This is a genomic window from Bradyrhizobium australafricanum (assembly GCF_020329495.1).
Taxonomy (GTDB): domain Bacteria; phylum Pseudomonadota; class Alphaproteobacteria; order Rhizobiales; family Xanthobacteraceae; genus Bradyrhizobium; species Bradyrhizobium australafricanum.
Genome location: NZ_JAGKJL010000117.1, coordinates 1 through 12,563, shown reverse-complemented (window position 1 = coordinate 12,563; position 12,563 = coordinate 1). Strand labels below are relative to the sequence as shown.

Sequence of the window (12,563 nt, the reverse complement as noted above, 5' to 3'; positions counted from 1 at the left end):
GCTGCTTCCTTTGATTGCATGCTGGCGGTACGAACCCCGGGAGCTCCTCTGACCGCTCGCGTTGTCGCGGCCCGCGGTTCCGCCTTCCCCTTTGAGAGACAGGGTCGGCTACTCCGATCACGTTCGATTTCGGGGCTATTTTCCCGTTCACTTCATTCCGGCCTACAACCTCCCTGTCTACGCTTCGCAACGGCCGTTACCGGACGCCACGCAAGACTCGGTTCGCGGCTGCTCGCTAGGCTTTGCCGCGGCCGTCATCTCAGACGGCAGACTTCAACGCGCTTGCAAGGCGCAACTCCACACCGAACCTTGGGTGTCCGTCGTCAGAAAATTTGAGACTGATCAGGCGTTTCGAGAAGGGAGGCTCTGGCTCATCGGGGGGTAGAGTTTAAGCCGCTTGCGATTGATGCTGCAAGCGGCGGTTTGCGATGGTGTTGCGCTTGATGCGTTTTCGCTCAGTGAGGATTGCCTCAGCCCGCCGAAGTAGACATCGGCAGGCGCGAGGTTATCGATGCTTTCATGGTAGCGGACGTGATTGTAGTGTTCGACGAAGGCCCGGATCTGTCGTTCGAGGTCGCCGGGCAGGTAGTAGTTGTCGAGCAGAATCCGGTTCTTCAGGGTCTGATACCAGCGCTCGATCTTTCCCTGGGTCTGGGGATGATACGGAGCGCCGCGCACATGTTGCATGCCCTTCTTCTCGAGCCACCTAGTCAGATCATCTGCCACGTAACTCGACCCATTGTGGGTTAGGAGCCTCGGCCGCTGAGCGACGCGGTCGAGGTCAGAGGCCAGGAGCGCCTGGTCGAAGCGTGGCCGTGACGTCGGAGGCAGCCATCGTGGGACCAAGCCGCCAAGCCACGATGTAGCGCGAGAAGTCGTCGAGCACGGTCGAGGGATAGTACCACCCCCAACCGGTAATCTTGAGATAGGTGAAGTCGGTCTGCCAGAGCTGATTGACGGCCGTCGTCTTTGTCCTTGAACTCGTTGGCCGCCTTGATCACCACATAGGCCGGGCTGGTGATAAGGTCATGCGCCTTCAGCAACCGATAGACCGACGGTTCGGAGACGAAATACTTCCGTTCGTCGGTGAACCGCACGGCCAGCTCACGCGGCGACAGTTCCGGAGTCTCCGGTCGCCAGCCTGATCCCTTTCTATCACGCTGCCAGAGACTCTGTCTGCTGCAGCTGCTGTGGGCATGTGGTCAACGCGTCAGCGTTGTCTACCATGTCCACAGCCTTCACTGCCTGCATCCGTTCGCGCCAGACCGCCATCGGCGTGCGATAGCCGTGCGCCTGATGAAGGCGACGATCGTTGTAGAAGGCGATCCAGCTCGCGACCCCTGCCTTGGCCTCGCGGCCATCGGTATAGCCCTTTAGATAGATGTCCTCATGTTTGAGCGACCGCCATAGCCGCTCGATGAAGACGTTGTCTATCCAACGACCGCGAGCATCCATGGAGATCTTGATGCCTGCGCCCGCCAACGCGCCGGTGAAGGCCGCACTGGTGAACTGGCTGCCCTGGTCGGTGTTGAAAATCTCCGGCGTGCCGTACTTCGCCAGCGCCTCTTCCAGAGCCGCCACGCAGAACGAGGCGTCCATTGTGTTCGACAACCGCCACGCCAGAACCGCACGGCTCGCCCAGTCGATGATGGCGACGAGATAAAGAAAGCCGCGGCCGATGGGCAGATACGTGATGTCGGTCGCCCATACCTGGTTTGGCCGGTCGATCGTCAAGTTGCGCAACAGATAGGGATAGATCTTGTGGCCTGGCGCCGGCCTCGTCGTGTTCGGCCTTGGTCCCAGCGCCGCGATGCCCATCTTGCGCATCACCCGCTGCACGCGCTTGCGATTGGCCTGAAGCCCTTAGCCTTCAGCATCGCGGTCATTCGCCGCGAGCCCAGGAAAGGCCAGGCGGTGAACAACTCGTCGATCCGCCGCATCAGGGCGAGGGCGTTGTCGTTGGCCGGCCGTGGCGGCCGGAAGACGCCAGAGCGCGCGATGCCAAGCAGCATGCATTGCCGGCGGATCGACAGCGCCATGTCAGCGCGATCGAGCATTCCTCGACGGTCCGGCCTGCTCATCTTCCGGACCTCCGCGCTAAAAAATCGCACTCGACTGTCAGTTGTCCAATTTGGCGTGCAGCTTCTCGATCTCGCGTTCGCGCGCGTCCTCGCTTTCTCGGCCTACACCCGCGTCAAGGGCCCGGGCCGCCTGGTCCAGCAGTTGCTTCTTCCAGGCATAGATCTGGTTCGGGTGAACCCCATAGCGCTGGGCCAGATCGGCCACCGTCGCCTGCTCCCGTACCGCTTCCAGCGCGAGCTTTGCCTTCAGTGCAGCGTAGATCTTGCGTCTCGTCTTCGTCGTCATATGCCCTCCGTCTATCAAACGGAGCGGCCCCTTCCAACTACGCACGTGGTCCCAAAATCGGGGTCCATCTCACCGTTCGCAAGTGAGGCGGAACTGCAAGCCAACTTTGTGGCGCCTAATGGAGCTTGGGCGGCCAGATCTGCCAATTATCGTCACAGATCGGACAAATCTCGCCTTCCGCGATGCCGAGATCACTCAGGTGCTGTTCACTGAGTGCAGAAATCGCCAAGGCCAATCCGCAGCGCCTGGCGTCGAGTTCAAAGCGGATGTCCCGGAAATCGAGCGAAGCCTCAATAGCGTCGGTCGCAGAAGGCACGGCGACCGCATACGTTACGTTCTGAAGGCCGCCACTATCCAGGTGACCAATTAAGACCATCCAACCGGCTGCCATGTGTGCAATCCAACGAGTTAGATCGCCCCAGCAAATTCTAGGCGCACTCATCACGAAGTGCGACTACCAATTCTTGGAGGTGCTTATGTGCCTTCAGTCGTCGGAAGCCCTCGTTGGCCTCGATCGTGCCGGCCGCGACCCATCGCGAGGCCAGACCGGCATCCCGCCAGCGTTTGACGTTGCGCGTGACACGGGCTATCGCACGCCGATGGCGGTCTGGCGCGAACGGATGCAGGCAGCGAAGGCTGTGGACATGGTGGACAACTGACGCGTTGACCACAAACCGGTTCAAGCGGTCCCGCTCCGCGGGTCCATTTCAGGACCACGCGCTCGCGCTCGATGTCGTCGGGAGAAGGCACCGCCTTCGTCGTTCAACGCTTCAACGCACTTGGTCTGCGCTTTCCACGGCGCGCCTATGGCGGCGCATGGGATGGCAAGCTTCTGTGGGGCAGGCTGACCCATTCCCGAACCCCTCTTATGCGGGCACCAACGTGTTTGGTCGATACCAGTCGTCCAAGCACGTGGGGCCGTCCGGAGACATCCGCACGCGGTTGCGCCGGATGCCACAGGATGCCTGGCGCGTCATGATCCAGGACCATCACGTCGGCTACATCTCCTGGGACAATTTGCCGTCAACCGTGATCGCCTCGCAAAGAACCGGACGAATGCCGAAGGAGGCCCGAGCCCCGCGCGCGAGGGTCTTTGCCTGAATCCGAGAATCTAGCGTGACCACCGGAGTTGCCCGGATAGCCTCCATACCTATGCGGTGAGGATTTTTCACACACCTTCCTGCGCTATAGCTAGCCCTGAGGGCAACAACAATCCAAGCAATATCCGCTCCCGGTACTGGCGGCCGTCCCAAGTGCGAGCATTGCCAACTATTGAGCTAGTTTTGCTGTGAGTGTGGTGCACCAACTCCATTGTCGTCCAAGTGGACGCGCACCCTTGTCCTAGCGGTGCCAAGACCAACGATGAGGCCGCGCCGCCCTTTCCACTTTGAACCAGTCCAGTGCGCTATTATCACACGAGGCCCGACGGTCATTGCATCCTTGGCACGCGAGAACTGGATCGGCGCGATCGGTCGGTCGGCAATTGGTAATCTCTCTAGATAGGGCCTGCTGGCCTCCTCGCCCTCTAGATCATCGGTCGTTCGCTTTGTGGATTTAAACCATTTCGGCGGCAGACCCAGCACGTACCCGCGCCGTCTAAGATCCTGACAAGTTCTGTTTACCGGCGTGGGCGCCGCCAGCAACGTCAATCACCGCCTGCTGCGGCCCATCCTGCGGCACTGTCGCGACGATCAAGGCCGTCCGCTGCTCGGGCCGCCACGAAACAGCCCCGACACCCACCGTAACGCCTGCGCCGATATTCCAGCAGCTGTCGAGGCGCTGCGCCAGTACTGGATGCCGATCCGCTACCCGCGCGCCCGCTGATCACCCCGGACGTGGGAGCTCATACCGGTTACTCTCAAGCACACCTACGACCTCTCCGACGAGGTCCTGTGCGAGCGCTGGGTGGAGAACCCCTCACATGGGGAATTGGGTGTCAAGACAAGATGCACCTTTTTGTTTGACTGAAGCCACCTTTTCGTCCCGACCACATGCGCTCTTGGATGGCGCGCGCAGATCAATCAAGGCCGGCCCGAAGGGACGCCGCGAAGCGGCTTGGCCTTGATTGATCTGAGCACGCCATCAAGCTTTTATGGTTGGGTGTAACTGCTTCTCTCCTCGCGAAGCGCATAGTCAAATCGATCGGTTTCCAGTTCCAAAGCCCGACTGCATGACGCGGCTCGATTGCCGAGCCTGGTCCACCTCACATTCGGTCGCCTCTCATGACGGCCGCACCAATATCCCGCTTGCGGCGGGCGGGGCTCAGGATGACGAGACCATTCTATTAGTCGGCATTTCGCCATGGGGTTCTTGGCTCGTCGACCTGGGCCACCAGGGTTGATGAACCCCGGTGGCTTTCGCGATGGCTTGAGCGGATTAGGCGCTCTTCATGATTGCTCCCTCGATGAGGACGCCGGAGGTCGCGTACTTCCAGAGCGCTACGAGCAACTTGCGCGCCAGCGCCACGATGGTCGATTTCTTCAGCCGTCCCCTATTGCGCTGGACGCGTTCATTGAACCATTGGGTCAGCTCTGATTTGGGTTGATGCCGCAGCCACAGCCATGCCATCTGGATCAACGTCGCTCGCAATCTCGGATTGCCTGCTTTCGAGACGCCTTGCTCTCGATCCGCTCTGACAGGGCGTCGGCGCCAGCCCCGCATAAGCGGCAACCTGGCGACGGTTGTCAGAATGTCGGAACAGTCCCTCCGACCATAGGATGGCGGCACACTCGGTGCCGATCCCCTTGAACTGAAGCAGCATCGTGACTGGCGAAGGTGTTGCCGCGGCGGCTTGTACTGCGATGAGCGTGTCGCGTTCGGCCTCGACCGCCTTGATCTGTTCGAGCAGAAGTTCAAGTCGATCGAACTCCCGACTTATCTGGGCTTGCATATGCGCAGGTAGTGCACGCCCATCACCGGTTCGCAGTTCAGCAAGCCGCTCTCGCCGATCCTGGCGTAGCGCGCTCGTAGTTCGTAATCCCTTGCGCGAACAAGAGGCCTTAATGCGGTTGACATGGGCGACGCGCTCAACGATCAGCGCCCTCCGCTCGCGGCAAATCCGCCGCCGATCCTCTTCCTCTGGAGACGGAGGGCGCGCCATGGCGCACACGCGCGGCTCGCCCCGTTTATAAGCCATCAGCGTTCGCAGCAATGCCTCACCATCAATCCGATCCGTCTTAGCTCGCCTGCTTCGGCGTGATGCCGCAATCGAGGCTGGGTCCACGACGTGGCTTTCGATTCCTTCCTTCTCAAGGACCCGATGAATCCTGAAGCCGTCAAGCCCGGCCTCCTGAATGGTGATCATCGGATAGGTGTGCCCGGTCTTGATACGGCTTTTCTCGCCAAGCTTCGAAAAAAGCGCGAACAGTCCGGGTACGTCCCCGGCCAGGACAGAATGCTTCGACATCTTCTCACTTCTCCCCGGCGACAACGATGTGATCAACCAGGTTGAACGACTGAGTTCCAATGACACAAAAATCGCACCAAGGTTGGCGCGGATAACGGTCGGCTGTGAGGATTGTGCGGCTGGATGCATGGTCACCTTCAGGATGATTATTTGGACAACCGCATTCTGCAAAAATGCCGGCTGCCATCCACCCATGGGATCTATTACCAGTTCTTCTGCGGCGAAGAGTTCTTCCAGTACCGCTTGGTGTTCGACCGCTCCTCGCTGACTCGCTGGCGCATGGGTGAGGAGAAGCTGCAGGCGCTGCTCCAGGAGAGCCTCTCGGTCGCCACCAGGACTGAGGCGATCAAGCCGTCCGATCTCAATCGCGTCATCATCGACACCACGGTGCAGCCCAAGAACGTGATGTTCCCGACCGATGCACGGCTATTGAACCGCGCCCGCGAGATCCTGGTGCGGCTCGCCAAGGGCGCCGGCATCCAGCTGCGTCAGTCCTATGGGCGGGTCGGCAAGTTCGCGCTGATCAAGCACAGCGCTACACCCACGCCAGCAGTTCAAGCGCCCCAACTGGGCCCTGCGGACGCTTCGAACCTATCTGGGCCGCGTCATCCGCGACATCGCCCGCAAGCTCGAAGGCAACGTCGACTTGCTCTATGAGATCGCGCTCGACCGCATGCTGACACTGGCGCGGCGGGTGCTCGATCAGAAGCAGCACCAGCGTGGACCGAAGGTCTACTCACTGCACGCCCCCGAGGTGGAGTGCATCGGCAAGGGCAAGGCGCACCGGCCCTACGAGTTCGGGGTGAAGGTCTCGGTCGCCACGACGCGATCGCACGCCAAAGGCGGCCAGTTCGTCACCCATGTGAAGGCGCTGCCCGGCAACCTCTATGACGGCCATACGCTCAAAACCGTGATCCCGGACATGGAGACGCTCGTCGGCAACGCCATCGAGCGCATGCTGCTCGACAAAGGCTACCGCGGTCACAATGCCCCGCCCGAGTACAAGTTCAGGGTGTTCATCTCAGGCCAGAAGCGGCGGGTGACGCCACAGATCAAACGCGAGCTGCGCCGGCGCTCCGCCGTCGAGCCCGTCATCGGCCATCTCAAATCCGAGCACCGGATGGGCCGCAACTACTTGTGGCACCGCCAGGGCGACACCATCAATGCCGTCCTCGCCGCCGCCGGCTACAACTTCCGCCGCCTCATCCGGTGGCTGGCGCTCTTGTTGCGCCAACTCCTCGTCCAGCTCACCGCTCGACTTCAGTTCATCCCAACCTGAAATCCGCGTTCTTCACGGGCGACTAATTTGTGCTGCGCGGTTGGAAAGGACGCCACGTGCGTGACATCGGCGGATCATTACGATCATCGTATATGGCGACAAGCTCGCCGGCCTTTAGCCCAAGGCCCTTCAAATCGGCTTCGCCGAGTTCGGAATTCGCGATCGTTGCTTCACCCGCACTGGCCGCCAACGATGCTTTCACGGCATCCGCCTGATCAGGCATTGCAACAGCATATATAACATACCGAAGCTTGCCGTCCTTGACGACGCCGATCGAAACCATCCACCCGGCTGCCATCTCAGTGTTCATCCGATATTCAATTAAGCGAACTTTACGCGCCATCCGCTGGCAGCCACCTCCCAATTGTGGGAGGCGACAGAACGGCGGCGGCCGGACGGTAGAGCTATCGACTGCTAGGGATGCCTGGCTCGGCGCAGCGAATAGCCACATCGAGCATATGACCGTACAGCCTGCCTGCACCGATCAATAGTTCTTCCGCGACAAACTCGATAGTGCGCCAATGTTCCGCTACGAGCGCACTTGCGTTCTCCTCGTAGCGCGACTCCGACAATTGCGCCATTGCGCTGACGGTTGACTTCGTCAATGTCAGCACAGAACAGCTGATCCTCAAAGCGATCGAGAAAGGTGTCTCGGAGGCGCGGATCGCCAAAGCACCTACTGTCGATGTAGCCAGCATCCGTCGGCGACGCAAATTGCTAGATGGCATCTGGACCGGGGCGGTTGAGCTGCTCAAAGAAACAAATCTGACGCTCAACACGTTTTCAGAACTGCGCAAACTGTTCGCCATCAGGGCTTGTGAGACAAATTAAAGGGTTTTGCGGAGGGAGGATTTATGGTTCATCGTAGCCACCAGGAGCGAAGATGAAGCAGAAATCCGGACCGGGCAAAGCACCGGCAGAACGAGTGCTAGCTGGAGGGGCTGCGGGGCGAGGAGAATATTTCCGAACTGTGCCGGCGCGAAGGCATTGCCGCCTCAATGTACTATGGCTGGTCCAAGGGTTCCTCGAAGCCGTCAAGCGTCGCCTGGCGGGCGACACGGCGCGTGCGGCAACCTCAGGCGAGGTGAAGGATCTGCGTCGTGAGACGACGGCGCTGAAGGAAGTCGTGGCCGACCTCACGCTGGAGAACCGGTTGCTCAAAAAGAGCATGACCGGGGATGGGGAGGACGAGGCATGAGATATCCTGCGTCCGAGAAGGCCGAGATCATCCAACTGGTCGAGCAATCGCATCTTCCGGCCAAGTGCACGCTGGACAAGCTTGGCATCCCACGCGCCACATTCTATCGCTGGTATGAACGTTACCGCGAGGGCGGCAGCGCCGCGTTGGCCGATCATCGATCTCGACCGAAGCGGGTCTGGAATCGCATCCCGGACGATGTGCGAGGTCAGATCATCGACCTGGCGCTGGAGACACCGGAGCTGTCGCCGCGTGAGCTGGCCATGCGGTTCACCGACGAACGGAAGTATTTCGTCTCCGAAGCGTCGGTCTATCGGTTGCTCAAGGCGCATGACCTCATCACCAGCCCGGCCTATGTGGTGATCAAGGCGGCCAACGAGTTCAAGGACAAGACCGCCGCCGTCAATCAGCTCTGGCAGACCGATTTCACCTATCTTCAAGGTCACCGGATGGAGTTGGTACTATCTCTCAACTGTGCTCGACGACTTCTCGCGCTACATCGTCGCTTGGCGGCTTGAAGCAACATCGCCTGTCCGTATGACTCCGGTACTCCTAATGAGCAGGGGAAGCTGTGGGGCGCGGTTGCGTATTCTGGCGTTTGCTACAACTAAACGTCCGAGTTCACCGATCCAGATCAACAACAGCGCGGTGCTGCGCTGAGCGGCAGCAAATCAGCCGGCCGTTGCGGTCTGGGGCCTGCGCGGCCTGAGCAGGTGAAGCTGATCCCGGCGGTTGCCAGCTAGTTTGCTAGTTTGTGGGTGCGGTTGGAAAGGACGCCACATGTGCCGTCGCAATGCCTGTCAGTGCGGGTGAAGCGACTATGGCGAATTCCGAACTCGGCGAGGCCGATTTGACGGGCCTTGGGTTAAAGACCGACGAACTTGTGGCCATATACGATGATCGCAATGATCCGCCGACGACGCCGACCGAAACCATCCACCCTGCTGCCATCTCAGTTTTCATCTGAAACTGAAGTAAGCGATCTCTTCGCGTGTCCATCCGCCGGCCAGTTCCGAATAATCGGGAGTCTACAAAGCGGCGGCGGCCGAGACGGCAGAATTATCGATCGCTAGGAATGCCAGGATCGGAGCAGCGAATAGCCACATCAAGCGTTGGCCCATACAGCCTGCCCGCTCCGATCAGGCACTACCGAAGACGCGCGAGATGCTCGCGGCGGGAGAGCTGCGATAATGTGCAGAATGCCGCTGATAACGCGGCGGTCATCCACCCGATGTGCACCACGGCACCGCGCGGCAGCAGCGGCTCAAGTCGCTTCCACTCAGCGTCGCTCAGCCAATAGAGGTTGCTTCCTCATCAAGGCCTCCATCTGCGTAGAAGCCTTGAATCATAATCCGCCCCCAAATCGGAATCCTTATTGAGTAAGGACCCTGGTGCGTGAGATCGGCAATCGTCTTTTTCCCGGACCCCCGTTCCAGGAAGCCAGCAGGTCGGGCTGGGTCAGCGCATGCAGGCGCTAGTGCGCGGGCAGCAGAGCGGCCAGCGCAATCAAGATGCGTTCACCTCGAGGCCGCAGGGGCGCTTGCATGACGGCGCATCGCGCAGGCCTACTCTTCCAATTGAGCAGCACCGCACGATCGTCAACGGGATTGAGTCGCCTCGATGTCCTGTGCCGCGGCCACACGTCTATAAACGGCGCGAAGAGCGCGCTCGATCGCACTGATCTCGGCGTTGAGCACGGGGTCGTGAGCAGCGAGCCGCAATGCCTCGATCGCATGCGTGGCGCGACCGGTTCGAACCGTCGCAGGCAGGCACGATAAACAAACAACTCCAAGGCGCGCAATTGGGTCGAGCGACATAGTACTTTGGATCATGGTCGCAACTGACATAATTGACAACGCGCACGAAAAGTGTGTTGGCGTCGTTCAGTCGACGCCCATCAGAAATTATCTCGAGCGCTTCAGATTTCTGTGGGACGCCGATCGTGAGACTACGATCCACGACCATCTCTGAACCGGTAATCTAAGAGGATGCGTCGCAGGATTGGGAACACTCCTGCCTGAACGGCGGCGTCTGCTTTGCCGGGACGAAAGGGTTTCCGAGGCAAGCCCTTTAAGAGCGCAAAAATGAATGATTGGATGGTGGCGGTCGCCGTCTTCAAGGAAAACGCCGATGACGACCAGGAATAGAATCACACTGCTGCTGCGGTTCAGTCGCGGAACGGACGGAAGCGGTGAAGTTAAGCCTGGAAAGCCGCGAAGCATGCCGATACGCTCGCAAAAAGTCATACCGGCTAAGCGGCCTGTCAATATCGTCTTGATGCAGCCCCGACCGCCGGCAAACACCGGTTGCAGCAGAGAGACGCCTCATACTCGCGTTTGAGCTGCCGCATTTTCTCCCCTGTCGATGTGCCGGAGAATCATGAAATCGTTGGCAGGAGCTTACATCATCCAAAAGCAACGGTACCAGGTGCGTTTGACGAAGCCATCAACTACTCGGTGATGGACCATCTCATCACTAATTTCACCAGGAGTTGGAAATGGAGGGCCCCTCTCAGTTGGCGTTCCAAGAGCCTGTGCGGCTTCGTAATTGACAGCCGAGGCGACCCTTTATCGAGCTGAGCGATAGACCAGCATCTCGCGCATTCCGACCTCGGTATTTTCGATGGTCATCGAAGTGTGACCATCGATCGCGTACGGTTCGACGACGAGTGCTCGACATTCACGGCCATGGCACGAAACCCAATCGCAAAGGCGAAGATCGCTAACAAGGCGACGGCCGTGATCGCTCCAGGGGGCGACATCCGCTTCATGGCGAGGGTCCTCCGCGCGGGCAGAAAGACAGATGGATCCCGATAGGGATACATGTCCGACCGACGGTTTCCACCTACCGAAAATAGTGGGCCCCGTAATGAAATCAAAAAGCTGGTTTGTACCGCTGCTCCATCTTTCCGCCTCTGACTCAATGTATCGCAGCACGGATGCTCTGAGTTCCTAAGCTCCACTTGGTCGACAGCCTGCTCGGCGTGGGCCCTCGCTATATCTGCAAAGGTGCTTAATCTTCGATGGCGTGATGGGGTGCAGGTCTTGGAAGGCGGTGCAGACCGTGGCTTTTTTAGCCATGGGTATTCTCCGCGGGGTTGGACGAACCGTCAGAGTGTACCTTTTGCGACCGCAATCGGCAGGCATCCCGCATCGCTTCTTAAAACAGTCCGTACTGGAAAGCTGGGCTCAATATGCGGCACACCTGGGTGAAACCAGGCGAAATGCTGGTTCAAGACACCATTGGGCTGGCTACACGTCGACACGATCTCCTCTCTAGGGCGTGAGCTACATGGGAACACTAGGGAGGCCAGGCCATGAGGAATAGGGTTTTCTGTGCCAAACGAGAGCAGCAACTGACGTACGGCAAAAGCGCCTGAGCCGGGGCAACCAGCTTTCCCGCAAGCACCGGTGACCAGCCAAGCGCATTGACGAACTGCTGTCTTAGAATTGACAACCGCAAAGCAGGCAGGTGGCGGTTGGACCTGATCGGTTCTTGGGCAGGTCGGCGAGTTGGATGCTGTTGTCGGTGAGCACGGTGTGGATTTTGATGGGACAGCCTTGACCAGGTCGGTGAGGAAAGTCCTGGCGGCGGCATGCCTGAGCAGATCGCCTAGCTTGCCTTGTGGAGAAGTCACGAAGTTGAAATTGGCTGGATCATGCAAAAAGCCAAGATTCACATCCTTTTCACCACCGTCACCTCATCGACGATCAGTGAGAGGGCGAAGGCGTCCAGCCCAGTTCCAGCGGCTTTGCATATGCCGATGCGATCTTGGGCGTTCCCTCAGAAGAAAACTTCTAAGTGATGACGTACACTTCTGGATCGATTGTCGCGTCGCCTGGTCCACGAAAAGAAAACATGTTCGCTTCGGCCGGCTCCCCAGCTTCGGGGACTAAGTGCCCCACTTCCGAGACCTTGGAGATTATTTGTTCGACGGTCTCACCGTTTTGCGCCCACCAGGTTGATTTGACTTTATGCACGAGAGGGCTGTCGTTGGCGCGAACACTGCTGTTTGTGAGTCGTTCGTGAAGAACTGGCGCCGGCGCCCGGCTTAAGCGGTGTTTCGAGCCGGGACGGTCTCGAAGAAGGCTCGGATGATGACACGCAAGAGCTCTGCGAGCCATCGCAGCAGCAGGCCGAAGTTATAGCCGGCAGCGGCGAGAACAGCGTTGATGCGGTCGCCGAGGCGTCCCTTGAGATAATTTCTGTCCATGCGGTGCTCGGCCTTGACGTGGCCGATGACGGGCTCGACAGCCGCGCGACGCTTCATCTCGCGACGGATGGAAGCTGTGACGCGGCGGACCTGACCCGAG

Annotated in this window: 6 protein-coding genes and 6 pseudogenes; 5 read left to right on the top strand and 7 right to left on the bottom strand. The window is 59.5% G+C overall.

Annotation, left to right across the window (positions count from 1 at the left end):
• Positions 1-388: 388 nt before the first annotated feature.
• The 4 genes and pseudogenes from J6525_RS44535 to J6525_RS44520 form a co-directional block, all read right to left on the bottom strand.
• Positions 389-1,130: pseudogene (locus tag J6525_RS44535) on the bottom strand (transposase); the annotation flags it as partial.
• 25 nt (positions 1,131-1,155) lie between these two features.
• Positions 1,156-2,367: pseudogene (locus J6525_RS44530) on the bottom strand (IS3 family transposase).
• A 115-nt stretch (positions 2,368-2,482) separates the two neighbouring features.
• Entirely contained in the window at positions 2,483-2,758 is a 276-nt protein-coding gene (locus tag J6525_RS44525; protein WP_225649385.1) for a hypothetical protein, read from the bottom strand.
• A gap of 37 nt (positions 2,759-2,795) precedes the next feature.
• A pseudogene (locus J6525_RS44520) lies at positions 2,796-2,957 on the bottom strand (IS256 family transposase); the annotation flags it as partial.
• A 1,036-nt stretch (positions 2,958-3,993) separates the two neighbouring features.
• On the opposite strand from J6525_RS44520, the gene J6525_RS44515 reads away from it, so the two are divergent.
• Positions 3,994-4,191, top strand: coding sequence for a hypothetical protein (locus tag J6525_RS44515; protein WP_225649384.1), 198 nt, complete (start codon positions 3,994-3,996; stop codon positions 4,189-4,191).
• Between the two features lie 552 nt (positions 4,192-4,743).
• Here J6525_RS44515 and J6525_RS44510 read toward each other — a convergent pair.
• A pseudogene (locus J6525_RS44510) lies at positions 4,744-5,902 on the bottom strand (IS110 family RNA-guided transposase).
• Positions 5,903-5,974: 72 nt separating this feature from the next.
• Here J6525_RS44510 and J6525_RS44505 point away from each other — a divergent pair.
• A pseudogene (locus tag J6525_RS44505) lies at positions 5,975-7,052 on the top strand (IS5 family transposase); the annotation flags it as partial.
• A gap of 22 nt (positions 7,053-7,074) precedes the next feature.
• Here the strand turns inward: J6525_RS44505 and J6525_RS44500 are convergent.
• Entirely contained in the window at positions 7,075-7,395 is a 321-nt protein-coding gene (locus J6525_RS44500; RefSeq protein ID WP_225649383.1) for a hypothetical protein, read from the bottom strand.
• A gap of 236 nt (positions 7,396-7,631) precedes the next feature.
• On the opposite strand from J6525_RS44500, the gene J6525_RS44495 reads away from it, so the two are divergent.
• The 3 genes and pseudogenes from J6525_RS44495 to J6525_RS44485 all read left to right on the top strand — a co-directional run bounded on the left by J6525_RS44495 (position 7,632) and on the right by J6525_RS44485 (position 9,217).
• Positions 7,632-7,883 (top strand): plasmid partitioning protein RepB C-terminal domain-containing protein, encoded by a 252-nt coding sequence (locus J6525_RS44495; protein ID WP_312010068.1) that lies wholly within the window; start codon positions 7,632-7,634, stop codon positions 7,881-7,883.
• Positions 7,884-7,935: 52 nt separating this feature from the next.
• Positions 7,936-8,775 (top strand): annotated as a pseudogene (locus J6525_RS44490) (helix-turn-helix domain-containing protein); the annotation flags it as partial.
• Between the two features lie 295 nt (positions 8,776-9,070).
• Entirely contained in the window at positions 9,071-9,217 is a 147-nt protein-coding gene (locus J6525_RS44485; protein ID WP_225649382.1) for a hypothetical protein, read from the top strand.
• A 3,084-nt stretch (positions 9,218-12,301) separates the two neighbouring features.
• Here J6525_RS44485 and J6525_RS44480 read toward each other — a convergent pair.
• Positions 12,302-12,563, bottom strand: a 262-nt coding sequence (locus tag J6525_RS44480; RefSeq protein ID WP_512699755.1) for a transposase, incomplete at its 5' end; no start/stop codon positions are given.

What these genes read in the sequence shown, in the direction of transcription:
- J6525_RS44525 (WP_225649385.1), bottom strand. Translation starts at nt 2,758, where the DNA reads ATGGCAGCCGGTTGGATGGTCTTAATTGGTCACCTGGATAGTGGCGGC.
- J6525_RS44500 (WP_225649383.1), bottom strand. Translation starts at nt 7,395, where the DNA reads ATGGCGCGTAAAGTTCGCTTAATTGAATATCGGATGAACACTGAGATG.
- J6525_RS44485 (WP_225649382.1), top strand. Translation starts at nt 9,071, where the DNA reads ATGGCGAATTCCGAACTCGGCGAGGCCGATTTGACGGGCCTTGGGTTA.